The organism is Virgibacillus salinus (genome assembly GCF_900102415.1).
GTDB classification, from domain to species: Bacteria; Bacillota; Bacilli; order Bacillales; family Amphibacillaceae; genus Lentibacillus; species Lentibacillus subterraneus.
This window is the reverse complement of the sequence record NZ_FNKD01000002.1, coordinates 953,011-979,034: the sequence shown is the minus strand read 5'-3', so window position 1 is coordinate 979,034 and position 26,024 is coordinate 953,011. Positions and strand designations below refer to the sequence as shown.

At 36.4% G+C, this 26,024-nt stretch carries 27 protein-coding genes and 3 pseudogenes; 15 read left to right on the top strand and 15 right to left on the bottom strand.

Features of this window, described 5'->3' with window-relative positions; all coding sequences use genetic code 11:
* Nucleotides 1–3: 3 nt before the first annotated feature.
* The 4 genes from cdr to BLS02_RS11725 form a co-directional block, all read right to left on the bottom strand.
* On the bottom strand, nt 4–1,677 hold the full coding sequence (cdr, locus tag BLS02_RS11740; protein WP_092493212.1) for a CoA-disulfide reductase: 1,674 nt from the start codon (nt 1,675–1,677) through the stop codon (nt 4–6).
* Nucleotides 1,678–1,841: 164 nt separating this feature from the next.
* Nucleotides 1,842–2,606: an ABC transporter permease gene (locus tag BLS02_RS11735; protein ID WP_092493211.1), complete on the bottom strand. Its 765-nt coding sequence runs from the start codon at nt 2,604–2,606 to the stop codon at nt 1,842–1,844.
* Nucleotides 2,603–3,334, bottom strand: coding sequence for an ABC transporter ATP-binding protein (locus tag BLS02_RS11730; protein ID WP_092493210.1), 732 nt, complete (start codon nt 3,332–3,334; stop codon nt 2,603–2,605). The genes BLS02_RS11735 and BLS02_RS11730 overlap by 4 nt, the downstream gene beginning before the upstream one ends.
* A gap of 127 nt (nt 3,335–3,461) precedes the next feature.
* Nucleotides 3,462–3,806 carry a DUF4363 family protein gene (locus BLS02_RS11725; RefSeq protein ID WP_092493209.1) on the bottom strand — a complete coding sequence of 115 codons (345 nt, stop codon included), beginning with the start codon at nt 3,804–3,806 and terminating at the stop codon, nt 3,462–3,464.
* Nucleotides 3,807–3,891: 85 nt separating this feature from the next.
* Between BLS02_RS11725 and BLS02_RS11720 the strand changes: the two genes are divergently transcribed.
* A complete protein-coding gene (locus tag BLS02_RS11720; RefSeq protein WP_092493208.1) occupies nt 3,892–4,755 on the top strand; it encodes a DUF421 domain-containing protein in 864 nt (287 codons plus the stop codon).
* 83 nt (nt 4,756–4,838) lie between these two features.
* Here the strand turns inward: BLS02_RS11720 and BLS02_RS11715 are convergent, their stop codons facing one another.
* Nucleotides 4,839–6,425: a peptide chain release factor 3 gene (locus tag BLS02_RS11715; RefSeq protein ID WP_092493207.1), complete on the bottom strand. Its 1,587-nt coding sequence runs from the start codon at nt 6,423–6,425 to the stop codon at nt 4,839–4,841.
* A 176-nt stretch (nt 6,426–6,601) separates the two neighbouring features.
* Between BLS02_RS11715 and BLS02_RS11710 the strand changes: the two are divergent.
* The 3 genes and pseudogenes from BLS02_RS11710 to sdhB form a co-directional block, all read left to right on the top strand.
* A pseudogene (locus BLS02_RS11710) lies at nt 6,602–6,919 on the top strand (AMP-binding enzyme); the annotation flags it as partial.
* Nucleotides 6,920–7,371: 452 nt separating this feature from the next.
* On the top strand, nt 7,372–8,670 hold the full coding sequence (locus tag BLS02_RS11705) for a Zn-dependent hydrolase (RefSeq protein ID WP_092493206.1): 1,299 nt from the start codon (nt 7,372–7,374) through the stop codon (nt 8,668–8,670).
* A gap of 152 nt (nt 8,671–8,822) precedes the next feature.
* A complete protein-coding gene (gene sdhB / locus BLS02_RS11700) occupies nt 8,823–9,569 on the top strand; it encodes a succinate dehydrogenase iron-sulfur subunit (RefSeq protein WP_092493205.1) in 747 nt (248 codons plus the stop codon).
* 71 nt (nt 9,570–9,640) lie between these two features.
* Here the strand turns inward: sdhB and BLS02_RS18975 are convergent, their stop codons facing one another.
* Entirely contained in the window at nt 9,641–9,796 is a 156-nt protein-coding gene (locus BLS02_RS18975) for a hypothetical protein (RefSeq protein ID WP_175559482.1), read from the bottom strand.
* A 209-nt stretch (nt 9,797–10,005) separates the two neighbouring features.
* Here BLS02_RS18975 and BLS02_RS11695 point away from each other — a divergent pair, with 209 nt between their 5' ends.
* Nucleotides 10,006–10,455, top strand: a complete 450-nt coding sequence (locus tag BLS02_RS11695) for a YndM family protein (protein WP_092493204.1) — start codon at nt 10,006–10,008, stop codon at nt 10,453–10,455.
* A gap of 208 nt (nt 10,456–10,663) precedes the next feature.
* On the opposite strand, the gene BLS02_RS11690 is transcribed toward BLS02_RS11695, so the two are convergent.
* The 7 genes and pseudogenes from BLS02_RS11690 to BLS02_RS11660 form a co-directional block, all read right to left on the bottom strand.
* Nucleotides 10,664–11,065, bottom strand: coding sequence for a YetF domain-containing protein (locus BLS02_RS11690; RefSeq protein WP_092493203.1), 402 nt, complete (start codon nt 11,063–11,065; stop codon nt 10,664–10,666).
* A 9-nt stretch (nt 11,066–11,074) separates the two neighbouring features.
* Complete coding sequence (locus BLS02_RS11685; protein ID WP_092493202.1) at nt 11,075–11,278, bottom strand: hypothetical protein; 204 nt, start codon at nt 11,276–11,278, stop codon at nt 11,075–11,077.
* A gap of 35 nt (nt 11,279–11,313) precedes the next feature.
* Nucleotides 11,314–11,616: pseudogene (locus BLS02_RS19185) on the bottom strand (DUF3231 family protein).
* Nucleotides 11,552–12,046, bottom strand: a complete 495-nt coding sequence (locus BLS02_RS11675) for a DUF3231 family protein (protein ID WP_092493200.1) — start codon at nt 12,044–12,046, stop codon at nt 11,552–11,554. Before BLS02_RS11675 ends, BLS02_RS19185 begins: the two are co-directional and overlap by 65 nt.
* A gap of 148 nt (nt 12,047–12,194) precedes the next feature.
* A complete protein-coding gene (locus tag BLS02_RS19335) occupies nt 12,195–12,641 on the bottom strand; it encodes a CBO0543 family protein (RefSeq protein WP_092493199.1) in 447 nt (148 codons plus the stop codon).
* Between the two features lie 23 nt (nt 12,642–12,664).
* Nucleotides 12,665–13,141, bottom strand: coding sequence for a hypothetical protein (locus tag BLS02_RS11665; protein WP_092493198.1), 477 nt, complete (start codon nt 13,139–13,141; stop codon nt 12,665–12,667).
* A gap of 4 nt (nt 13,142–13,145) precedes the next feature.
* Nucleotides 13,146–13,691, bottom strand: a complete 546-nt coding sequence (locus BLS02_RS11660) for a hypothetical protein (protein WP_368073013.1) — start codon at nt 13,689–13,691, stop codon at nt 13,146–13,148.
* A gap of 384 nt (nt 13,692–14,075) precedes the next feature.
* On the opposite strand from BLS02_RS11660, the gene BLS02_RS11655 reads away from it, so the two are divergent.
* The 7 genes and pseudogenes from BLS02_RS11655 (at nt 14,076) to BLS02_RS11630 (ending at nt 19,715) form a co-directional block, all read left to right on the top strand.
* A complete protein-coding gene (locus BLS02_RS11655) occupies nt 14,076–14,588 on the top strand; it encodes a DUF3231 family protein (RefSeq protein WP_092493196.1) in 513 nt (170 codons plus the stop codon).
* A gap of 26 nt (nt 14,589–14,614) precedes the next feature.
* Nucleotides 14,615–14,785 (top strand): annotated as a pseudogene (locus tag BLS02_RS11650) (YozQ family protein); the annotation flags it as partial.
* 952 nt (nt 14,786–15,737) lie between these two features.
* Entirely contained in the window at nt 15,738–16,298 is a 561-nt protein-coding gene (locus tag BLS02_RS11645) for a flavin reductase family protein (protein ID WP_092493194.1), read from the top strand.
* 28 nt (nt 16,299–16,326) lie between these two features.
* Complete coding sequence (locus BLS02_RS18970; RefSeq protein WP_175559481.1) at nt 16,327–16,491, top strand: hypothetical protein; 165 nt, start codon at nt 16,327–16,329, stop codon at nt 16,489–16,491.
* A gap of 114 nt (nt 16,492–16,605) precedes the next feature.
* Entirely contained in the window at nt 16,606–17,511 is a 906-nt protein-coding gene (locus tag BLS02_RS11640) for a DoxX-like family protein (protein ID WP_092493193.1), read from the top strand.
* A gap of 10 nt (nt 17,512–17,521) precedes the next feature.
* On the top strand, nt 17,522–18,136 hold the full coding sequence (locus BLS02_RS11635) for a DUF4166 domain-containing protein (RefSeq protein WP_254788759.1): 615 nt from the start codon (nt 17,522–17,524) through the stop codon (nt 18,134–18,136).
* Nucleotides 18,123–19,715, top strand: coding sequence for a YndJ family protein (locus BLS02_RS11630; RefSeq protein ID WP_175559480.1), 1,593 nt, complete (start codon nt 18,123–18,125; stop codon nt 19,713–19,715). Before BLS02_RS11635 ends, BLS02_RS11630 begins: the two co-directional genes overlap by 14 nt.
* Before the next feature lie 80 nt (nt 19,716–19,795).
* Here the strand turns inward: BLS02_RS11630 and BLS02_RS11625 are convergent, their stop codons facing one another.
* Nucleotides 19,796–20,500, bottom strand: a complete 705-nt coding sequence (locus tag BLS02_RS11625; RefSeq protein WP_092493191.1) for a DUF421 domain-containing protein — start codon at nt 20,498–20,500, stop codon at nt 19,796–19,798.
* A gap of 520 nt (nt 20,501–21,020) precedes the next feature.
* Between BLS02_RS11625 and BLS02_RS11620 the strand changes: the two genes are divergently transcribed.
* Together BLS02_RS11620 and dacB are read left to right on the top strand one after the other, a co-directional pair.
* Nucleotides 21,021–22,232, top strand: a complete 1,212-nt coding sequence (locus BLS02_RS11620) for a S8 family peptidase (RefSeq protein ID WP_092493190.1) — start codon at nt 21,021–21,023, stop codon at nt 22,230–22,232.
* A gap of 300 nt (nt 22,233–22,532) precedes the next feature.
* Nucleotides 22,533–24,008, top strand: a complete 1,476-nt coding sequence (gene dacB, locus BLS02_RS11615) for a D-alanyl-D-alanine carboxypeptidase/D-alanyl-D-alanine endopeptidase (protein WP_092493188.1) — start codon at nt 22,533–22,535, stop codon at nt 24,006–24,008.
* A gap of 52 nt (nt 24,009–24,060) precedes the next feature.
* Here the strand turns inward: dacB and BLS02_RS11610 are convergent, their stop codons facing one another.
* Nucleotides 24,061–24,345, bottom strand: a complete 285-nt coding sequence (locus BLS02_RS11610) for a hypothetical protein (protein WP_092493187.1) — start codon at nt 24,343–24,345, stop codon at nt 24,061–24,063.
* A 213-nt stretch (nt 24,346–24,558) separates the two neighbouring features.
* On the opposite strand from BLS02_RS11610, the gene BLS02_RS11605 reads away from it, so the two are divergent.
* Entirely contained in the window at nt 24,559–26,022 is a 1,464-nt protein-coding gene (locus BLS02_RS11605; RefSeq protein ID WP_092493185.1) for a spore germination protein, read from the top strand.
* Nucleotides 26,023–26,024 lie beyond the last annotated feature (2 nt).

Here is a 26,024-nt window from a genome sequence, read left to right as displayed (position 1 = left end):
TATCTATACAGATGATTTTACTTTGTCAAGGTGGCCTAGTGCAGATGAGTAGGTTTTCCAACCACCATCTAGGTTTTTAACATTATAACCATTTTCCTGCAATATTCTGGTCGCTATATATCCGCGTAAGCCTACTTGACAATTAACATGGATTGTTTCATCTTTTGGTAGATTATCAAGCTGATTCCGTAAATCATCAAGTGGAATATTCTTGGCACCTGTGATAAATCCATTTTCCAACTCGACTTGATTACGCACATCGATTAATACACCACCATTTGCTACAATTTCATCGATTTCATTCCACTGAACTGTTTCAATAAAACCTTCTACGATATTTCCAGCAACATAACCAGCCATATTGACCGGGTCTTTTGCCGAAGAATAAGGGGGTGCGTATGCTAATTCCAAATCTGGTAAATCTAGAACTGTTAAGCCACCTTTTATGGCTGTGGCAATCACATCGATACGCTTATCGACACCATCTGTTCCAACAGCTTGAGCACCATAAATTTTGCCTGTTTCCTGGTCGAAAACAAGTTTTAATGCAATTGGTGAAGCCCCAGGATAGTATCCGGCATGTGAAACAGGATGTATATGAACAACCTGATATGGGATATCTAAGCGATTTAACGTTTTCTCATTATTACCTGTTGCAGCGACAGTATAATCGAAAACTTTGGCAATTGAAGTACCGAGTGTACCGTTATATCTTACTTTTTCACCGTAAATATTATCTGCCACAATTCGACCTTGCCGGTTGGCTGGCCATGCTAATGGGATCATTGTCGGTTGTTTGTTTGTGTAATCCTTTACTTCGACAGCATCACCAATTGCATATATATTAGGATCATTGGTTTGTAACGACTCGTTTACCTGGATTCCGCCACGGTCACCAACGTTTAAGCCTGCATTGACTGCTAGTTCATTTTCCGGACGAACTCCGATTGACAGTAGTATCATGTCAGTTTCAATTTCTCTTCCATTGTTTGTAATCACTTTTTTACCATTATTCTTAAAGGAATTAACACCATCATTTAAGATAAGATTTACTCCTTTTTCTACAAGATGATGATGAATAATTGCAGCCATTTCATAGTCAATTGGCGCCATTACTTGGTTAGACATTTCAACTAAAGTCACTTCAATACCACGATCATGTAGATTTTCGGCCATTTCTAAACCAATAAAACCACCACCGACAACAACAGCTTGTTTAGGTTTTTGCTCATCAATATAGGCCTTAATTTTATCTGTATCTGGAATATTACGTAATGTAAATAGGGCTCTTGCTTCGTCAATACCCGGTATAGGTGGTAAGATTGGACGCGCACCTGGTGACAAAATCAATTCATCATAAGTTTCTACATACGTTTCATTCGTTTGTAAGTTGCTCACCTTTATTGATTTGTTCGTGCGATCAATTTGTGTGACCTCACTAAATGTACGAATATCAAGATTGTATCTGGCAGACATACTATCGACAGTTTGAACAAGTAGTTTTTCACGATCTTTAATCGTTTCGCCAATATAGTAAGGTAATCCGCAATTTGCAAAGGAAATATATTCACCTTTTTCAAACATGATAATGTTCGCATTTTCATCTAATCTTCTAAGTCGTGCTGCAGCTGTTGAACCACCTGCAACTCCACCAACTATTATAATTTTTTTATTCATAATACTTTCCTCCTTGTATAATACCTAGCAGGGTATTTAATATCTTAATAATAATACACAAGATAATTATCTGCAGTGATATATGTCACACATTAAAAAATACCATGGTGGGTATTAAGGGAGTTAAAAAATGAAAGAGTTTTACCAGTCATAATAAGTAAAACTCACTCTTTTTGAATGTTTTCCTTTAATAGTTGCATGCGCTGGTTAAATAGGGTTGGATATGATAAATAACCAAGCATGATGCTTGTGATAACAGCGGTAGTCAGAAGGAGGAATAATATGAGTAATTGAAATAATACTGCTTGTACCGGGTCAGCTCCTGCAATTATTTGCCCACTCATCATTCCTGGAAGCTGTACAAGCCCAATTGTTTTTTGGCTTTCAATTGTAGGGATTGTACTCGCTTGAATGGATGTAATTAGTTGGGTGTGAATCGCCTGTTTGGGAGTTCCACCAAGCGATAGGATGAGTTCCGTTTCATCTTGATGTGTTTCGATTTCTGATGTAAAGCGATTAAGAAATAAAATTGACAGCACCATTGAGTTTCCAATTACCATTCCACTGATTGGGATAACGTATTGTGGTGTAGGAGGAGTGATATTCAGGCCAAGTAAAATACTCTGTGTCAGGACTTCAATAAACACAAAGGTTACTATTAACTTCCATGTGATTCCAGGTATAGACACTCCCTTTTTCCTGGCATTTTGTGTGGCGGCTCCAATCATAAGCAGTATCATCAGTAAAATGTAGATGATGTTTTCGGTATCGAATACGAATTGAAGGACGTACCCAACAGCGAGCAGTTGGATGATGGAGCGAACTACGGCAATGGCAGTATCCTTTTCCAAACCTAGATTTAGTGTTTTGGATAAAATCAATGGAATAATTACGAAAAGAAGCGCAATGGATAACGTAAGATAGCTCATTCCACTTCACCCCTAACAAAGTCCTTCATTCTTTCTTTCTTTGGATCTTTTAGAAAGTTACTTTCCCCAGTTTCGATTATTTCTCCGTCCATCATGGCCCAAGTGTAGTCTCCGATTGTCATAGCCTGCTGGAGATTGTGTGTTATCCAGAAAATCGTCGTATCATACGTATGATTAATCTTAGTAATAAGTTCTTCAATATCCTGTCTTGATACACTATCCAGCGAAGACGTAATTTCATCAAGCAGTAAAATCTTCGGCTTGTTTACGAGAGTTCGGGCAATTGATATTTTCTGACGTTGTCCCCCTGATAAATCCTTGGTATTTCGCTGCAATGAATCTTTATTCATTCCGACGAGATGAAGTAATTCCTTTGCACGTTCTTCAGATAATTTTTCTTCTTGCAAATCTAAGGGAAGGGAAAGGTTTTTCATTACGCTTCCACTAATCATTGCAGCGTTTTGCAGAGCAATGCCAACGTTCCTACGCAATTTCACCGGATCATAGCTATTGATAGGTTTGTCATTTATGTAAATATCGCCTGAATCAGGTGATTGCAATCCATTGCACAGTTTGAATAAAGTAGTTTTCCCTGACCCTGAGGGACCTACTAGTGTTGTTATTTTACCCTTAGGTATCGATCCTGTAATGTTTTTCAGTATATGAAGACCGTCAACTGAGTAATTTACCTGCTTAAATAACAAGGCTTTGTTGTAGTCATTATTCATGTGTAATTCACTTCCTTTGACGTACGAGCACTACAATTATTGTAACCTAAATGATGTACATTACCTAACGTCTTTATTTGGGGGGATGAGAGGAAGTAGCTTATAACTGCTTTAAGGATGTTATTCATTATCTGAAGTACAGTGATTCTATGTAGTTTTCTATCATAACTATATTTAGCTTAGCCTCCGTTTTATCTTTTTCTTCCAAAGCAACTTTTAACTTTTTGATATGTATATTTAGGTTGTGATACTCTATTTTATCACCTAATATCTGGTATCTCCATTTATTACTTTTGTATAATTCTTGGATAAGAGCTACCTCTTGCTCGGCTTTTTTCCATTGGGACTGATTCACCAATTTTCTAATTTCGATTGCTTTTTGTGAAATTGGCAGACCTTGTATTTTTTCTGTTGAACACCCGAATAATATTGTAAAGCAAAGGAAGAGTATAACTAATATTGGTATTTTCATATCTTGTACTCCTCGTATCTTTTTAATTAACTTAACCATAATAATAAAAGATATGAACAATAGTTCTTAATTGCGGAGGATTTACATGTCTGAATATACAATAGTAATTGTTCGAACTATATTTGCCTTCTTCTTTATATTATTACTAGCAAGACTACTTGGAAGTAAACAAATTGCTCAACTGACATTTTTTGATTACATAACAGGAATTTCAATTGGTAATATGGCTGCAGCTTTAGCAATTGACGTAAATATGCAACCGATGGATGCGATAATAGGCTTGCTCTTATTTTCGCTTTTAACTACTCTAGTCGTTTTTGGTGCCTTAAAATCACTAAAATTTAGAAAACTCGTAGAGGGAAGGCCAACTATATTAATAAGAAATGGAAATGTGCTAGAAAAGAATTTGTTCAAAGAGAAGATAACATTTGATGACTTAATGCAGGGTTTGCGAGAGAAGAGTGTCTTTAAATTAGCAGACGTTGAAATGGCAACCCTGGAGACAAGTGGCGTTATAACTGTGATGAAAAAAGCAGAATATAATCCCTTAACACCAAAAGATATAGGTATGCCAGTCGAAGCAGAGCACACTCCATCATTGATTATTGTCGATGGAATATTATTAGATAAGCGGCTGAATTATCTTGGTTATTCGAAAGAGTGGCTTCTTGGTGAAGTTCTGAAACAAGGTGCTAAAAATTTTAAAAACGTGTTCTTAGCCCAAATTGATTCAAAAGGTAATGTTTATGTTGATTTATATAATGAAGAAGAAAAGGTGACACAAGTTAAACAGAAGCCTCTTCTTTCTGCACAATTGAGAAAAATGCAGGCTGATTTGGAGGGATTTGCAATTCAGACTAACGACCAAAATGCTAAACAAATGTATTACAATCAATCAATAGAACTCCAAGATCTTATTAATAAAATCAATCCATATCTTAAAGAGTAAATCATATAATTAGGTGGTTTTTGTTTTATCTATATAATCAGCCGTTACCAAAGCTAGCTAAGCTCATGGTAACGGCTGATTCTTTAATTAGTTTGATCATATTGATTTACTTCGAATAAATCAATTAATTCCATTTTAGGGTGTTTATCCTTGAACCAGCGTAGAGCAAATTCATTTCTGAATAAAACAATATAATTATCTTCTCGATCTCTAACTAGGATGTTTCGTTCATCAAAAAGTGATTCGTCAACTTGATCAACCTTTAGCCACCTGGGAATACGCTCTCCAATTGACTCTAACTCTACTTCCACATTATATTCATTTTGCATTCTATATTTGAAGACATCATATTGCAATTCACCTACTGCCCCTAGAATATAGGATTCAGTACGATGTCTCTTAAATAATTGAATAGCGCCTTCTTGCACAAGCTGTTCAAGACCTTTTTTAAATTGCTTTGCTTTCATTACGTTTTTAGCTGTTACTTTTTTAAACAATTCTGGAGGGAATTGAGGCAGCTCATCATATTCAAAGTGCTCTTTTCCTTCAATTAACGTGTCACCAATTCGGTAGGCATTCGGATCGTATATCCCTATAATGTCACCAGCATATGCTTCTTCAATTGTACCTCTTGAGGATGCAACAAATTGCTGCGACTGCGCCAGTTTAATCGGCTTATTGGTTCTTGCCAAATTAACACTCATTCCGCGTTCAAATTTACCTGAGCATACTCGTAAAAATGCTATCCTGTCACGGTGGGCGGGATTCATATTTGCTTGTATCTTAAAGACAAATCCTGAGAAATTCGGGTTATCAGGCTGGATGACTCCTTCTGTAGATTTCCTTGGTTTCGGTGCGGGCGCCATGGATATGAATGTATCGAAAAAAGTTTCCACACCAAATGGTGCCAGGGCACTTCCAAAGAATACAGGTGTTTGTTTTCCAGATAAAACAGTTTCTAATGAAAAATTATCTCCTGCTTCATCCAATAATTCAAGCTCATCTTCTGTTGCTTTAAATGTGGAATTAGACACTAGTTCCTGATGTTCAGGTTTATCCAAATCCTCATATGGTATATAGATTTCTTCTTCGTTACCGTTATATTGGACAAATTGATTTTTATGGCGGTCAAAAACTCCTAGAAAACGCTTGCCCATTCCTACAGGCCAGTTCATTGGGTAGGTCTCAATATCTAATACTTCCTCAATTTCTTCTAATAGATCAAATGGTTCTCTTCCTTCACGATCCAGCTTATTGATAAAGGTAAAAATCGGAATTCCACGCATACGACATACTTTAAATAATTTTTTTGTTTGTGCTTCAATCCCTTTTGTTGCATCAATTATCATAACTACACTGTCTACTGCAGTAAGCGTCCGGTACGTATCCTCACTAAAATCTTCGTGTCCAGGGGTGTCTAAAATATTAACCTGATAGCCACCATAGGGAAAATTCATTACACTTGATGTTACCGAAATGCCACGTTGTTTTTCTATTTCCATCCAGTCTGAGGTTGCAAATTTACCAGATTTTTTTGCTTTGACAGTTCCCGCTGAGCGGATTAAATTTCCAAACAAAAGTAACCTTTCCGTTAAAGTTGTTTTCCCGGCATCGGGGTGAGATATAATAGCAAACGTTTTTCGTTTGTTAACTTCATCATATAAACTCATAACAAAATCCCTTTCATTTAAAATTGTCCAATTGTAATTATTATAGTTGTAATCGGGGATTTTTGATTTACATCGGAATAATTCTCCTTTAAATTCTTTCATTTATTGATTATACCATCAAAAGATAGCATGATTACAGCTTTAAAGTCAATGAACACAAAGGTTATTAAGAATAGATATTTTCCGGTGGAGAAAATAATTCTTCCACTGAGGTAGAAGGTGTATTATATAAAAATTCGGCTGTTATGGAGACTGCTGTTATCTCAATACCTGATGAAACATAGGGGGAGGTCCCTAAAGCAATTGTAGTGCTGTATTCAAATTCGAATGTGACTGATAAGGAAATTATAAACTATTGCAGGTCTAATATGGCTCATTTTAAAGCACCCAAAGTGGTTGAATTCGTGGAAGCATTATCGAAAACAGCAACAGAGAAATTGCAGAAATACCGCTTAAGGGAAATGTACTGGGAGGGGGCGAAGAAGGTGAATTAGTAAACGTGAGAGGGAGCGCATGTCACTTCATGGTATAAAATGTAATAGTTTTTTTGAAAAATGCCAGGCATCAACGGATGCCTAGCATTATTTTTGTTTTAAAGCTTTACTACGCTGGAGACAAGGTTTGAACATTAGAGGAGGGAAAACTTGCTGACATAATTGTCGTCAAAGGAAATCCGTTAGAGGATATCTATTCACTTGCTGATAATGATAAAGTGCAGGTTGTCTTGAAAAGATGGTAAAGTAGAGAAAAATATACAGGTTTAAATGATTACTTTTGCATAATGAGCTGGATACTAATCCATGCTTATTTTTGCAGGTAAGAAAGTATTATTACTTTCTTACTGCATAATGCAACAAAGGCTTGCACTCCAAAGCAAAATACGTTTTCATAAGAATCCCTTTAATGAATGCTAAGTTTTCTAACACTTTTTAAAGGAGCTGATACAATGGATACGAATAACTATTTATCGTTAAATGAAAAACTGCTGAAACAATATAACGTTGAACATAATTATGACGGTGTTCTAGGGGATCGATTAGCCTATCGATTAAATGAGCTGTCACAGATTGGTCTAACGGACGATAATGGATCAGATCGTCCTGGTTTTTCAAAAGAAGAGAAACAGGCTAAAAAATTGGTTTCAAGCTGGATGCAGGAAGCAGGTCTGGATGTACGAGAGGATGGGGCAGGGAATATATTTGGACGACTTGATGGAAAAAATAATGGACTCCCTGCAATTTTATGTGGTTCACATCTTGATAGCGTACCGAATGGTGGGCATTTTGATGGACCGCTTGGAGTATTATCGGCGTTGGAAGTGGTTGAAGCTTGGAATAAAACTGGTTTTAAGCCTGAAAAACCGTTTGAAGTAGTTATTTTTTCGGATGAAGAAGGATCACGTTTTAATGGAGGACTAAATGGTAGTGAAGCATTAATCGGAAGTGCTGATCTACAGAAAAAATTAGAGCTCGTTGATCAAGATGGATTAGGCTTTGAAGAAGTGCTTAACAATGTTGGATTAACAATTGAAGGTTATTCTACGGCTAATCGAAATTTAGATGAGATTGAAATGTTTGTCGAAGTACATATCGAGCAGGGGAAGAGGCTTGAAAACAGGGAGTTACCATGTGGAATTGTCACTGGTATTGCAGGTCCGTGCTGGCTGGAATTAACGTTTACAGGAGAAGCAGGACATGCTGGGAATACACCTATGAACGACCGAAAAGATGCATTGGTAGCAGCAAGTGAATTTATATTTGAAGTAAATAAGCTGCCAGGCCAAATAAGTGATTCAGCAGTAGCAACGGTTGGAAAGCAATTAGTTGAGCCAAATGGCGTGAATGTAATTCCTGGTAAAGTTATTTTATATGTTGATGTCCGGGATATTTTTCTGGAAACAAGGGATCAGTTGGTAGATGAAGTATTGGCTGTATCAAAGAAAATATCCCAAAAACATCAAATTACTGTCGAGCATGAAGAGAAGTTGCGTGTAGAACCAGTTCCAATCGAGGAACAAACACAGAACATTTTTGAACAATCATTCCATGAACAAGGAATTGAGCCATATAAATTACCAAGTGGCGCAGGACATGACGCAATGATTATTGGCGACAAACTTCCCGTCGCAATGCTGTTTGTACAAAGTAAAGATGGTATAAGCCACAACCCTGCAGAGTGGTCTGATTTAAACAATTGCGTACAAACCGTTCATGTATTGAAAAATTTTATAGAAAAACTCCAATAAGTAGCCTATAGATTTTTAATGAAAAGCTCCAATTGACAATCTTGGTTTATCTATTTTGAATTTAAAAATTAAAGAATTAGTTTAAAATAAAGTTTTTTGATTACAATATGTAGAGACTAGAATTGTTGATTTAACTTTAAAGGAGCTTCGATATGGAAAACATTCATGTAATTATTGAGCGACAAGAAGGTCCGAATTCAAAGCCGTATGATGAAGAGTTTATGGTGCCATATAGCCCTAATATGAATATAATTTCGGTCTTAATGTATATTCGGCAAAACCCAGTTAATAAAGATGGGGAAAACACGATTCCAGTACAGTGGGAAATGAGTTGCTTGGAAGAAGTTTGTGGTATATGTTCAATGCTTATAAATGATGTTCCTCGTCAGGCTTGTTCTACCTTGGTCGATAAAATAGAACATCCAATACACTTAAAACCGATGAGTACATTTCCGGTTGTTAGAGATTTGATCATCGATAGAGAAGATATGTTTGATTCGCTTAAAAGAGTAAAAGCATGGATACCCATTGATGGTACATATGATATCGGTCCTGGTCCACGGATGAATGAAAAAAAGCGTGTAATGGCCTATGAGCTTTCAAAATGTTTTACGTGTGGTGTCTGTTTAGAGGCGTGCCCGAATGTAAACGATAAGAGTGAATTTATGGGACCATTTGTTTTTCCTCAAGTTCGACTGAAAAATGCTCATCCTACCGGAGAAATGGATAAAGATGAGCGTATTGAAGGTTTTATCGAGGATGGCGGACTACAAGGCTGCGGAAACTCCCAAAATTGTGTTCAAGTATGTCCTAAGGGTATTCCGATAACCACTTCAATTGGCGCAGTCAACAGGGAAGCTACAATTCAGTCATTCAAAAGCTTCTTCGGTGCAGATTGATTGGAATCTTCAAGAGGATGAACATAGGAAAACCTGTATCTAGAGTGATACAGGTTTTTAATACCATTAATTTAGTTTCGATTGTTGCGGTTGTTTCTGTTATTTCTGTTGTTGTTATCTAAATCCTCAACAAACTCATTCTCATTAGCAAACTCAACATTGTCAGCATTCTGGTTCCGGTTGTTATTGTTGTTGCGCTTATTGCGACTTTTGTCTCTGTTATCCATAACTAACCTCCTATTTTTAGACTTAAGGTAAAAAGTTACTTCTTGTTGCCGAAGTATAATTTCACCGCAAACCTTATTTTATCCATTTCACTTAAATTAATCCTATTTTTTGGGCAATATAAATATAAAGCTTTTCATGATAATCGTGATATTTTAGATGAATTGACAAACACTAATAAATACAAATTAGGAAAGGTGGTTTTTATTCTATGGATCATTTTAAAGCGTTAGGACTTAAATTTGTCGCTATTTCTATTACAGTTTTCTCGATATTCGGGATATTCTATGATGCCACCCTGTATAATCTGTTTTGGATAAGCTTACTGGTAACAGGGATATCATATTTAATAGGAGATTTATTTATCCTAAGAAAATTCGGCAATGTTACGGCATCCATTGCAGATTTTCCGCTAGCATTTCTGTCATTATGGATCCTGGGAAGTTTGTTTCTAGCAGAAGGAATTCCCATTGTAACTCTTTCTATAATGGTAGCCTTCTTCATCACCTGTTGCGAACCTTTTATACACGGATTTATACAAAATCGTTTTACTGATGGAGATGAACGTGAGGATTCACGACCGTTAAATCAATTACAAACCGAGTTTTCTGAGGAGACGAATGAATATACGATTAAAAGTGAAGAAGATAATGAAAAATAAATTTCATTTCAAACAATGGACATTACAGTTTCCTTCCCAATTTTTAATAGGAAGTACAGGGTAGTAGTTAATGAAGCTCTTACAAATGCAAATGGAAGGGAATATGGCAGAACAGTACTATGCATTGCCAAATAACTATAATACAATGGAATAATTTACTTTAGGCCCAATGACTAGGGCCGATTACATACATTAGTTTTATTAATTGTTAGATAATATCGTCTTTTTTATCGATATAAAGGGTGCCATCTGACTGAACTTCTGCATAAAAGATTTGCGAGAGGTAATGTACGTCAGCATTATTTATTTGTTCTTCCAGCCAATTTCTATCAAGGTTCAATTTAGCCAAGTTTTTAGTATTAACAACACCGTCAGAAATAATTTCTGTTGCTATAGGATAGGGGGTTGGTGTTATGCTTAAAACATTCATATCACCCTTTGTTGCTGGCTGTTTTATCTCTTTTTTCATTACCGATAGTATTCCGCTTGTTTCAAAAATGGCATAGGAAACATCAGACATAGAAAACACATTCTTTTGTCTTAGCAATGCTTTAAGTGCTTCAATATCTAATTTGGGTTTTACGAAGTGAATTTTCCATAATTTTACCATCTTTAATAACTATACGGGATTTCCGGTAGTTACTTTGCTTGCGCTTTTCGATTTAATATCAATAAACCAAAAAGGATAAATAAAGTCCATCAAACCAATGCCGAAAATGCTGTTCGGTATACTTGGATTTTGATTTTCGGCAATGTTACCAATTACAATTGCAGATACAAAATTAACAAATGTTAATATAATTTGTAATAGTAATTTAGGCATATCCCCATATTGTTTACCTGTTCTCAATATAAATATTATTTGCTTTTAGCCATTGGTATTTGATCCAAGAAACCAAATTCTATCATCAAATTAAGTGTGTCTTCGCCATACAACGATACCTCTGCTAATAGACGTGAAAATTCAACACCGATATCTTTTCTCATAATCAAACGTAGCGTTGCACCATACCGAGATACAGTTTATGATATAAAAATCGAAATTTTATATAGCATTAAACGTTCTGAAAAAGGAGAAACTGTACTATCTGTGATTTCACTTTCCCACGTAGGAAGGTTTGGCAGTTCGTCTGCAGTCAATAGTGATTGAAAAATGTCCATGTGTTTCTTCTCTATAATTTCCTGCAAAGGATTGTTTTTGTACTTTTTCGATACTTCCAGGGACAGGCAGGTGAATTTTTGGCTCGAATAGCCCTTTATTCTCCATTAGCATGACAAGCTGATTTATTAAGTTTACTAATTTATTTATAACAGTTAGGTAGTAATTGCGTACATCTGAGCGTGTTGCCTCTGACAATGCAATCGTATAAACCGGACCAGCATCTTCTGACAAAATATATTTCACAAATAGAATAACGTTGTCATTATATAGTGCTGGTGCCTTATAATTTAAATCTTCACTTGAAAAGCCTTGAGGCAAAGGATGACCGGACTGATCTAATAAACTCTTCGCTCCACGTACTTGAAAGGAAGCAAGGTCAAGGGCATTTTCGAGCCACTCGACTACTTTCTGGGTCCTTTGCTGTACCAATAAAGTATCTTGTCACCCCCACAGCCATTGTATTACCGAGATAGGAGTTTTCCCCAGGTGTTAAAACGTTTGTATTTTTCAACAATGTTCCCTCCTATATAGTCATTATGATTAATTTCCCCGCTCATTGATAAATTATTCGAATATGCTAATTCGCTAGATGTTTAAGAAATTTCCTATTTAGAAACAGCAGAATTAATAGGAAGGGATATATTATGGCAGAATACCAAAGTCGCCATTCATTGTGATAAAAAATATTTACAAACAAAAGTGCAACTTCATATGATAACGCAAATATTGTTGCAATAAGAATATATAATGTTTTAGAGAGGATTCCATGGACTAAAGGGTATAAATTTACAATTATTATATTTACTGCAGGGTAAATACCAAAGGTGAAAATCAAGGTCTTAGAATCGACCCCCTTATCAAAATAGCCATACAGGTTATATTTAAGATCAAGGAAAATATCTATGAGAAGATGAAGGACAATAGAAATTAAAATTGTGCCATAAATTTCTATCAATGAAATATTTTTTGGTACTAATATTGCTGCCAGGTTAAAGACTGCCACAGACACAAGTAAAAATATCATTTTGCCACATCCCTTTGTTTTCGTTATTGACTTTGATAGTTGTTATCCAGGACAGCGACACCAAAAGCTAAGTGTTCCCAAAGTAATTTTTCAATTATTTCCACTTGATTTTTATTACAATGAATGATTAGAATAAGTTCAGTTGATTTGTTATTCATTTTTATTCGGTGATTTTGTTTCAGCTTCTGGATAATAAGTTTAATTACAAATCCTAAAACAAAACCTCCTACTGCTCCAATAATCCCCCATATAATCGGCCCCAATTCCAAATGGAATCCAACGCTTGCCCCAATTACAGCAAAAGCAGTTGCAAAGGCGGTTGCCATATCAAATAAGCTTAATCCGTCCGATTTATGAAGGGTATCAAACAATTTCATTTTTTCCTTTCTGCTGTCGAGGGGGACTGCCAGAATATTCGCCTTAGGGATATCCTCTTTTTCCAAATAAGCAAGCGCTAACTCCAAATAGACTGAATGATCGAAAGTGGCCATTATATACATTTCTTCACTTGCTCCTTTTTATAAGGTTTAAGGGTAAATTAAAATGCTTATTCTGGTATTTCTTTTTTAGGTAAGTTCTCTGTTCACTATCAAATAATTTATTATTTTCCACAGTATTTACGTAGGCATCATAGATAGAGAAGAAATAAACAGAGGGTAAAAACATTAACCACTGAGGATTCAGTATCTCCTTAGCATAATTAATATCTCCTGAAACTAAAAGATCTACACTTTCAAGAACACGTGAAAAATAAACAATGATAATCGTCCAGGTTACAAGGAAAAAAGCTACAACAATTCGGTGGATGTAAACCTGACCAGCTCCTGGCATGAAAAAAGACCACATTACAGCCACCCAGGGTTTTCGTTTATCCAAATAGTTAATCTCCATGGAGGTGATTTTAAAATTTATAAAGTTTGCATTTTCATGCTCAGCAAGTAAATAAACTTTATTTAAATCAATCGATGTCCGGTAACTATCCCATATCCCGTAAATATAGACAGGTATATATAAAAGTATCCATCTAGGTTCCAGAACCTCTTTTGCCATATCAAATTGTCCTCCAAAGGTATATACCATAGATAGATTTAGCTTCGAATTAACGTTAATAACAATTTCCCATATAAATAAGAGAAACCCCCTTAAATATTTGGAAAGTAGAAGATGTCCTAATCCGGGAAAAGCCGCTGACCACCAAGCAATCACATATGGGTTCCTTAAATGGATTTGAGTGGTACCTAATTGGCTTACATATGCTTTATATCGTCTGGCCCTATTTGTGTTTTGGTAATTTTGCAAAATATCCCCTCATTTCCACCACATTAAACGTTATTGTTAACAACTTGTCAGGTTTATATTTATTGTTTTAGTTGAATAGAAATAACGTCTTGAGTAAAACTATCTTTGTAAATAAAATCAAAGGAGTGTATTATAATGGGTATTTTGTCAGGTAATCCAAAGAAACAGCCACTTCACTATGGAGAGGTATTTAGCATGTGGTCATATTTGGTAGTAGCAAAAGGGAATTACGCTGCTTTTCAAACTTATATTAATCACACGGGTGACAAGGATTTAAGACAATTGTTAGAAGAATTAATTCAAGGTATAAAAAAAGAATCTGAAGATATAGAGGAAATTTTGAAAACGAATGGCATCCCGATTCCTCCTTCACCTCCAGAACGCTCTTTAGCTGACCTGGAAGACATTCCTTCAGGTGCAAAGTTTAATGATCAGGAAATAAGCGCAATGGTATCAGCAAGCCTTGCTGCTGGCCTAGTATCCTGCAGTACAATTATGGGCCAATGTACTCGTGAAGATGTTGCAATGCTATTTGGGCAGTACCACATGAACAAAAGTCAAGCGAGTGCAAAGGCACTTCGTCTAAATAAAGAAAAAGGCTGGTTAATGACACCGCCGCTTCATACTGATATACCTAGTCAGCAATAAATAGAGGCAATGGAGGTGCTAAAGTGTCAAAGAAACAGAATAAAGTAAATCCAGAAGAAAGCCGTCGGGTAGCTGAAAAGAATTATGAGCCATCTGATTACAAAGGCAACACGCAAATTGAAAAAGGCTTGGCCGAAACACATGAACAAGCTTCAGATGATTATTTTGAAGGAACACTTGACCAAAAACGTGAATAGAGATTTTATTAATAGTAAAGGAGAAAATTTCTATGCAATTAGCATCACATAAGTTACATGATCTAAATAGAATGTTCAAATCTAAATTTACACACGTTTCTAGAAAATGCGTTCCTAAACAGTAATCGTCGCGCTTATGAAATATGGCAATACATGACCTAAAAGGGTTACTACTCATTAGTGGCTGCACCACAAAAGGTAATCCAAACGATAGCTGATATATATCAGCCAGTACAACAGTAAGAGGTTTGTAGTCACTTTTCATTTAATTGAAAAGTGACTTTTTTATTGTTTAACATCCATTATTCTGAAATAAATTCCATTTAGTATGCCACCTTTTATGCTCGGCAAACGATAGTAGTAATGAACCTTTCTTATTATTACTATCGATTCTCATCTGGTTTAGGTGGCATGGAAATAGTAAAATTGTCTTTTAAAAAGTTCTTCAAGTAATTTTTATTGCTCTATAATTTTAGCAGTTGATATGAACTGCGACACAATGTGGTAATATACTTGAGTGCTATGATACCGCTACGGGAATACACTACGCTTTCCGCGGGCGGCTGGTGAGCCTCACTAAATGATATTAATTGAATCTATGTCGCAGTTTTTCTCTTTTTTGTAATAGAAAAAACCTGTTAATAAAATAAAGAACTAACTGCTTATTGTCTTGTTGCTTCACTGCTATGGTGTTAATATAAATAAAGATTATTACTTAACTTCGAATGATGCGGGGGTGACTGGAAAAGTTCTCGCATTATTATTACAAGCATATTGTATGTTTTTACTGTTGCTTACATACTGGGCTACTAATATATTCTAGCGATGTTCTCTCTTTTAATTGTAATCTCGATTATGATATGGGAAGAGGAATGAAAGATTTTATAAAAGTTGGAGTAAGGCTCAAGAAAGTGTTTTTAACTAAAATAGATACATAGAAAGGGTGGTCACAATGAGGAGAGCTACAACAAAAACGGTCATGCACAGCTATCCTGGTATGGTCGCACTAGTTACGGTAACCCATAATGGAAAAAGTAATATAATGGCTGCTGGATGGCATTCCTATATTTCCTTTGACCCACCAATGTATGGGGTGGCAATCGGGAGAGAACGTTATACATTTGATCTGATTAATGGTGCTGGAGAATTTGCAATTAATTTCGTTCCATATGAAAAAGCTGCGTTCATTCAAGAAACAGGGGTATTTACTGGGGAGAATGTCGACAAATTTGACTATGGGAAAATATCATATGATAGCGGAATGACTATCAATGCACCAATTCTTCATGATGCATATGTTGCCTATGAGTGTAAGACAGTTGATATTAATACGTACGGTGATCATGATTGGTTTGTCGGCGATATTACCCAATGTTATCGTGACGATGATTTATTTTTGGAGAATGGACTCCCGGATTTCAGTAAACTTGAAATTCCGCTTTACTTAGGGCGTTCGCAGTATGCGAGGCTAGATCATAAGAGTACTGTTAATACATATACAATAGATAATTAGAATTTCGAATTGGAAGGGGGGAGATTAAATGGAAACATTCGGGCGCGGGTGTTTGTACATAATTATTGGGATTGTAGTACTGTTCTTTCTAGCAATGCTTACACAAAGTCATATTAACATTCCAATATTCCTGGTAATTCCATTAGTTATACTAGCTTTTTGGGTAGCAAGCAGAAAGTCCAATAAAGATTAGAATTCAATAGTTTATTAGGTTAAGCTTAAGTCTCTCGTAAGGGTTTAAGCTTTTCTAAACAGCTATATGTTAAACTGAAACTACTATTAACATGTGCAAGTTGAGGTGAACACTGTGAAAAGAAAACCAATATATGTTGAATTACCCATTGAATCAGAAATGGATAAGTTATGGGATGCAACACAAACTCCTGATCTCCATGAACAGTGGGATCTTCGTTTTTCCTCAATTACCTATCTCCCTAAAAAAGAAAACAAGCCACAGGAATTTACATATAAGACAATTATTGGTCCTGGTCTATCAGTTGAAGGATGGGGAAAAAGTGCTGGCAGTTTTCATGAGAAAGATGGGTCGAGAACATCTTCTTTACATTTTGGAACGGACCAGGTAAGCTCCATTATTCATGAAGGAAGAGGGTATTGGAAGTATATCCCTCAATCAGATTCCTCCATTACATTTTTAACACAATATAATTATGAACCCGGTCTTGGCAGGATTGGTAAATTGATTGATCAATTTATGTTTCGACCACTTATAGGGTGGGGGACTGCGCTTAGTTTTGATGTATTGAAACGATGGCTGGAGCAAGGGGATTCACCATCATCGCAGTATGTGAGGTTTTTTAGTAATTGGATTATTACGCTCCTATTTTCATTCATCTGGCTGTATCATGGGCTTGTTCCAAAAATAATTGGATTGCATCCAGCTGAGATAGGTATGGTCCAAAGTGCTGTACCTATTTCGTATATTCAAGCATCCTGGATTGTTCTAATCGCTGGAATTATCGAAGTAGTATTCGGGTTAGTCTGGCTGGTTTATTCGAAAAAAAGACAATTGTTTCGGTTACAGATTATTATTTTTCCCCTGTTAACAGTGGGAGCAATTATCGCACAGCCGAGCAGTGCTGTGGATCCGTTTAATCCGTTAACATTTAACTTAGCATTATTCATTTTGTCTGTAGTGGGGTTTATGTCCAGTAAAAATGTTCCTACTGCAAAAAATTGTAAGCGGAAAAGATAGGGAGATTAAGATGTCCATTTATAAACGTGTTATGGGGAAAGATTTTTATCGGCTTCACCCCATGCTGCAAAAAAGATATGAGATCCAAAGGGGAATGCCCTTTACAGGAACAGGAATGATGGAAAGTATAAAAGGTGGACCGAAATGGCTGTTCCCCTTATTTTGGACAGGTGTGAAGTTTAAGTTACTGTTTCCGGAACATGGGGAGAATATCCCCTTTAAGATTGTAAATACTCCAGAAACTGGCAGGAACGGTGAGGAGCAGATCCGCTGGGAGCGGACATTTTATTTTGGAACGAAGAAAAGGTATTTTAATGCGCTGATGAGTTTAGACTCCGAACGGAATATTATAAAGGACTATCTCGGTGAACCGCGCCTATTTTATTCAGACTTATCGCTTGATGTAACCGCAGAGAGAGCCCTGAAAATCACATCGAAGCGGCAGCGCTTGGTACTCGGTCGGCTGGAAATACCATTGCCAACGTTGTTTCAGGGTTTGGCGACAGTTACGGAGAAGTATGTCGAGGAGAAAGATGCATACTCGATACATGTAATAGTTAGAAATCCGTTGATTGGTACATTGTTTTCGTATGAAGGAGAGTTTACTGCCGATGACATTTCGTAACATTGGATTATGTAACATATTAATAGTACTCGTTATTGCTATAATTGGTCCACATCCATGGTATTTTATGATGTTGACGGTAGCTCAATTAATTTACCTTCCGCTAACACTTCATCTGGTAATGGAAAGTGATAATGGGTATATTCCAAGATATCTTCCTTATCTAGCAATACCAGCATTTGCTGCTGTTATTTTTTTGGAAATTACAAATGATACTGCGGGGGATACGATATTTGCGGTAATTTATTTTCTTTTTACATTGTTCATTGCTGGTTATGGATTCAGTCGATTTTTACATAGAGGTTTTATTCATTTGGAGGAATTTCTAATTGATATCGGCCTTATTTATATAGCAATCGGCGGGGGCTGGTTTGTTGCTTATGAAGCCAACATAGATACTGGGTTCTCCCCAATGATGACATGGCTGACAGGTATTCATTTTCACTATTCAGCCTTTTTGTTGCCTGTCTTTACTGGACTGCTTGGCAGGTTATACAAATCAGCATTGTATAGGTTAGCAGGCATAATTGTTATTGTTTCACCAATTATTGTAGCGTTAGGTATTACTTTTTCCACTTCTTTAGAACTGCTATCGGTAATTATTTATATTATTGGTATTTATGGTTTAGTCTACATATCTTTTAAAGCGTCTATTAACTGGCTGAATCGAGCGTCTTATGCTGCGTTAGGTGTGGCGATTATCTTTTCATTAGTATACGCATTTGGTAATGTTACTGGACTGTATACCGTAACAATTAATTTTATGCTTCTATTTCATGGGGTAACTAACTCCATATTGTTTGCAGCAGCAGGGATTATAGGCTGGTATGCCCAGCTTCCTTTTACCAGGATGCAAAGGTTGAGCTTTCCGGTCAGTCGAATAAGAGGGAAGGGGGTCATTGGTGAAGCAATTTTAGCTGACAGAACAGATCATAAGACCTATAAGGGATTAGTAGATGACATGAGCGTGTATGAAGGTGATATAAATACGGATACATTATCACCAGATATCATAGATTTTTATGAAAACACAAATCGATACCGGTTATTTGCTGAAGTGAAATGGCGAGCATGGTTTAAGCCCTTTGCAGCGGTATATCGTTTGATTAGCAGATATGTTAGGCAGGTTAACTTACCATTCTCCAGTAAAAAGGTCGAAATGAGTGGGAATATATTTTCGGTTAAAGATGATGCTGATGGACGAAATGAAGTAAGGGCATGGGTTCGAAAAATAAATAAGGAGACCACTTTTGTAGCATTGTATTCTTCACATGAGGAACTAGGGCGGTCTTATATGAATATAGCCTTACCTTTACCGTACGCTTCAATGGTTGGTGTACTTGAACTTACTCAATATGAGGAGGCACTTCAACTTTCAAGTACAAATAAGGTTAATAATTCAGGAATATATTTAACCTTTGGCAAGTATTTATTTCGTTTACCTATTGAAGAACAATTCTATGTTAAGGAGGTAGAGACAGGAATTCTACGAGCACAGCACAATATGTGGATTTTTTCATTGCCTTTTTTAAAAATTAATTATGATATTTATCATCAGGATCTGGTAAAGCACCAATAAGTGCAATTAAGGCACTCGACGTTAAGGATGGGGTATACCCAGTCTTCTAATAATATGATTAATATGTGTTAACAATTTGATCAGTTATACAGAAACACTTTTAGGTTTTTACTCTCATCAATAGTTGCTAAAAGTACGTTGTTTAATGTTACGTTATGAATTGTTGTCAGTTCCTTAATCAGCCATTCCTCATCTTTTCCAGACTTTTTCAGTACTTCATAATCGACTTTACGCTCTTTAACAAGAGTATGAGGAAAATGGAATGGTTTTAGAGGTGGCGTCAGATTCGAATGTGTAAGTGGCTGGTATTGAGGATATAGAAATATAGATATAAATCCACCATGTTCCCACAATGCGAGTGCTACTTTTTGAATATCCTCTGTTTTTTCCTTTCGCAGTTCGGATAAAAGTACGTCTACTGATATCCGTGCCTTCTTCAGGTTTTTATACTTAATTTTTCCGTATTCAATCAGAGGTATTGGGGGAGTATTGAATATCTTTCGTATAGGAGGCCATTTTAAACTCAAAAACACTCCAGATATATATAACGCTACTACAACACTCATTGTTATCATTGACCCCTTAAGTCCTAGTCCTTCATCTGATAGAGGGTGAGCAATAATGTTTCCTATTAGTAATGCAACGACAAAATCGAGAAATCTCAATTGTGAAATCGATCGCTGACCCATGATTTTTGCTATGACAATTAAAAATATAAATCCAACTATAGCTCTTAACGCCCATTGTACTGCGGTAAGTGACTCTTGGCCACTGAAAAAATCCATTACGCTCACACCTTTAACACATTACTAACATAATTAGGATGGCTGTTTTAATCAAAATTATTTATAATTCTTTAGCAGTTTATGAAAGTATTAATCCTTCCTTACCGCATAAGTGTAACTAAGGTTTTCAACATTTAGGCTTGGTAATAAAAGCCAAGTAAGTTTTAAATTGGAGTTCTCACTTGCGCAAATATACTTATGTATTTAATTAACGAATTTTTATTGAAGTCTGCACTAGGTAATATTAACTGAAATTATAATGTCACTTACAATATTTATTTCTAACTACCTTTTTCTATTAAAATATCTAATTATTCTTAGGAAAAATGTTAGTCTCAAACCGTTATTCCGAAGAGGTTTTTAGTTTTTATAGAATAGTACATTCCTAAATACAGGAAAGTGTAGGTCAAAAGTTTCCGTTATTCGACAATTTTTGACCCTTATTTCCCAAACCTTTTATAAAGGGTTTCATCTCCTTTTTTCAGAATATATATATAAATCTAAAAAAGGAGGAATAGTAATGAGAATAAAGTTTTTTAGTGGGTTGTTTATTGCGATGCTGCTGGCATTTCCAACATTAGGAAATGCGGAATTATCTTATCAGAGTAATAAAAATAATTTAGAAAAAGTGTCATCCATGGAGCAATCAGATGAAATTGGTTCACATGTAAAAGGAGAGGTGATCGTCAAGTTTAAGACTGGTGTAACAGAAAAGGAGCAGAAAAGGTCATTAAAAGGGATGAAGGCGGAAGTGAAACCTGATGAAGATGCCGTTAAATCACCATTTAAAGTCCTGGAAGTCAGAAATGTTGAGGCTGTGGTCAAAGCACTTAACAAAAATCCCAATGTCGAATACGCAGAACCAAATTACAAAATGAGTGCTACCTGGGATCCAAATGACACATACGCAAATCCTAGTTACCAATACGGAATATTTAATACGTATACTAACGATGCATGGGATGTTATCAGGGGAAATAGTGGGCAGGAAGTTGCTATTTTAGATACTGGTGTAGATTATCGTCACGAAGATTTAAATAGCAAAACAATTTTAGGGTATGATTTTGTTCAAAATGATTATAAACCAATGGATAGAAACGGCCATGGTACACATGTAGCTGGTACAGCAGCAGCAGAAACTAATAATGGAATTGGAATTGCTGGTATGGCACCAAATACGTCGATTCTTGCTGTTAGAGTATTAGATGCTAGAGGAAGTGGATCATTGGAAGATATTGCGGATGGAATTATCTATGCTGCTGATTATGGGGCGGAAGTTATCAATCTATCACTCGGCTGTGATTGCGATACGCAAACATTGGAAAATGCAGTTAATTACGCATGGAATAATGGTGCACTGATTGTAGCTGCTGCTGGAAATGATGGTGTTTCGACTACTTTCGAACCTGCTTCCTATGAAAATGTTATTGCTGTTGGGGCTGTAGATAGTAATAATCAAATTGCTAATTTTTCAAATTATGGTGAATGGGTGGATGTGATGGCACCTGGTGTCGATATCGCATCAACTTATTTGCGTGATGATTATGTTTATATGTCAGGTACTTCGATGGCTTCACCACATGTAGCTGGACTTGCTGGTTTATTGGCAGGTCAGGGAAGAGATAATGACCAGATCCGTGCTGCTATTGAGAATACAGCTGATAACATCAATGGTGCTGGCTATTATTTTGAAGACGGATTAATTAATTCTTACGACGCAGTTAATTATTAGTAGAATAGAAGGAAGTGGAAGCACCGCTCAATTATGCGGTGCTTTTTTTTGGCAGTTAAGAAATTATAAATCCTTTATACTGTATAAGCCCAATAAAAGCTTTCACCATAAAGCTTGGTGATAAGCCGTGTTTTCTAAAAATAATGTAATGTGTATATAATTTCAGAGTCAAGTACATCATTGGGAATAGGCTATTCCCGGGTCAGTTATCGTAAATTTCTTTAAATATAAGGGGCAGAATAAAGGATTCTTTTACATAAAAACAGAAATCATTATTAGGGCAGAAATGAGGTGATAGGAATGACGGTGAAAAATTATAGCTTTGGTATGCTTTTCCTATTCTTATTAGTCTTCATCATAGGGTCTGCTGCAACAGATAAAAAAAATGAACCAGCAAATACAACAGAGGAGGATAATACGATGGCAGAACAGATAGAGAGCTTTATAAAAAGTGAACCGAATTTGAAAGGAGCACTTACTGGAATAAGTATCCGTTCAGCAAAAAATGGGGAGAAAATTTATGATCATATGGGTGATGTCCGTTTGCGACCCGCATCAAACATGAAACTTTTGACAGCTGCATCGGCACTCTCCGTGTTGGGTGAGAATCATACCTTTTCTACTGAGTTGCTTAAGAGTGGATCGATTAATGGTGGTACATTGTCTGGGGATCTTTTTTTAAAGGGAAAAGGTGACCCAACATTATTGCCTGCTGACTTTGATAATTTCGCGAAAAAAATAAGAGAAAGTGGTATCAATGTGATAAAGGGGGATATTGTAGGAGATGATACGTGGTATGATGATGTTCGACTGTCCCCAGATCTGATTTGGAGTGATGAGCATTGGTATTATGGTGCACAAATTTCTGCTTTAACTGCTTCACCAGATAAAGACTACGACGCAGGTACAGTTATTGTTGAGGTGAGTCCCGGTAGTAAAGGGGAAAAACCAGAAATAACTGTTTCACCTGAGACTAACTATATAGAAGTGAAGAATACGGCTTTAACCAGTGAACCAAGCGTGGAAGAGGACTTGACGCTTAAGCGTGTACATGGTGAGAATACCATAACAATTGAGGGAACGATTCCAGCTGAATCTACTACTATTAAAGAGTGGATGACTGTATGGGAACCAACTGGGTATGCGATGGAATTGTTTCAGCTATCACTTCAGAAACAGGGGATAACCTGGGAGGGTAAAGTAAAAACTGGGTCGGCTCCGGATAACGCAGAGGTTCTTTATTCCTATAAATCAATGCCACTTTCTGAGATGCTTGTACCGTTTATGAAGTTAAGTAATAATACGATTGCGGAAATATTGGTCAAAGAAATGGGGAAGGTTGTACACGGTGAAGGAAGTTGGGAGAAAGGGCTGGAAGTGGTTGAAACGGAATTGGCAAAAATGGGAATTAATATTGATACCCTCATGATTCGTGATGGTTCTGGGATATCACATGCTACTTTAATTCCTCCAAATGAGATTTCAAAGTTACTTTATACAGTCCAGAATCAAAGTTGGTTCGATTCATATCTTCATTCATTGCCTATTGCTGGTAAGGGTGACAGGATGACTGTAGGAACATTGCGAAGCCGGATGGAGGATAAAAATATCCAGGCGAAAACCGGAACAATATATGGTGTCAGTACGTTATCAGGGATGGTGGAGAGCGAAAGCGGAGAAAGTCTTATTTTTTCAATTATGCTTAATAACTTGTTGGATGAGGAGGATGGTCCGGAAATTGAGGATAAAATTGTGGAAATTATAGCAAACCAATAATGATGAAGGGAGTCTCCGTTTTATATTGGAGGCTCCCTTATTATTTCTGACATTATTGAGGTTTGTTTTGCTGTGCTTGCTGTGCCTGATTTGCTTGCTGACGAGCCTGTTGCAACTGCTGTTGTGCTTGCTGAGCTTGTGGATCTTGCTGACCAGCAGCACCAGCTTGGGATTGAGCATTTTGAAGACCTTGCTCAGCTTGCTGTAGTTGTTGCTGAGCTTGTTGAAGTTGTTGTGGATCAGCACTAGCAGAAGCTTGCTGTACCGCCTGTTGTGCTTGTTGAGCCTGTTGTACTGCTTGCTGTAATTGTTGCTGCTGTGGATTTTGTTGTGCCATAAATTAAAACCTCCATTAATTTTATTGAGCTTTTTTGTGCTCCGTACGTATTGTTTAGCAAGTTTCAATAGATTATGTATTTTTTTCAAAAATTTTGTGTGAAAGCTAATTCTGTTTATAAATTACTTACATAAATGTTGACTAAAACAAATGCATAAGAAACCACTTTATTTTTCATACTACCTTGTAGCACTGTTTGAAGAGGATGTTCCTATGAAAAAGAAAGCATCTAAAAGGAAGAAGCAACGAGACTTCGAAAATACATTAGCTGAATTGGTAAAAAAAGATGATTTTATTGATTATCAATTTGAACACAATGACAGTTCTATTTGTCTTGGGTATTTAAAGTCGGCAATTGACACAGAAAAGTTAGAAAAGTACATACTTCCACAAATACAGCAAAATGACTATATTGATTTAAATGAAGTTATTAATGATATTCCTATTACTAAGTCACAATTAATAGATGACCCTAATCAACTACATGAAAAACTTATTCAAGGCTATGTATTCATTTATATGGAAAATGTGAATCCACAGTATTTACTAGTACCTATTCCACTTACCAAAACACGTCAAGTTGATATCCCAGAAGTAGAATTCAGTGTTGTGGGACCAAAAGAGGCTTTTGTTGAAAATATTGATACAAATTTAAATCTAGTTCGAAAACGGATTGCTGTTCCTGAATTAAGCATAGAAAAGATGAAGGTTGGTACAGTAACAAAAACGAAGGTTGCAGTTGTATCTATCGAAGGTATAGCTGACAAAGAAAATGTTAGAACTGTTATTCAGCGGATTAAAGATGTTCAGATGGACCAGGTTATAGATAGTTCTTATATCCAACAGGCGATTACTGATAACCAGAATTCGCCATTCCCTCAATTACTTGATACAGAAAGACCAGACAGAATTGCGGCGGTATTGACGGAAGGGAAAGTGGCTATCTTTGTAGATGGTTCACCACATGTCTTAATCGGCCCAACAACGCTGGTAGAGTTCTTCTCAGCTTTTGAGGATTATTTTCTAAATTGGACGCTTGCATCGGCTTTTCGTCTAATTCGTTTATTTGCGGTATTTTTCTCTATTTTAATTACGCCTTTATATGTTGCGGTTCTTACCCATCATTTTGAATTAATACCTAAAACATTGCTGGGAACGTTAGTTAGTTCAAGAACCCAAGTCCCATTCCCTCCAATATTGGAGGCTATCATTCTCGAGTTGACAATTGAATTGTTACGTGAGGCTGGGGCAAGGTTGCCTAGTAAAATTGGGCAGACAATTGGTATCGTTGGAGGAATTGTAATTGGAACAGCGTCAGTGGAAGCGGGTCTGACAAGTAATGTTTTGCTGATCATTGTTGCATTGGCAGCATTGGGTTCTTTCACAACTCCTGTCTATCAAATGGGTAACACGATTCGCCTTATCCGATTTCCGTTACTGGTTTTTGCACATATTTACGGGATTCTTGGAGTGGGTATTTGTATTGCATATATTATGGTTCATTTGCTAAAGCTAACATCGTTAGGAAGACCGTTTTTAGAACCAATATTTCCATTTCGATTGACCGATCTAAAAGATGCTTTTATCCGCTTACCTTTTGATAAACAAAATAAGCGTCCTTTTGCAGTAAGACCTGAAAAAGTTTTACGATCTACAAAACAAAACTATGATAAGTAGAG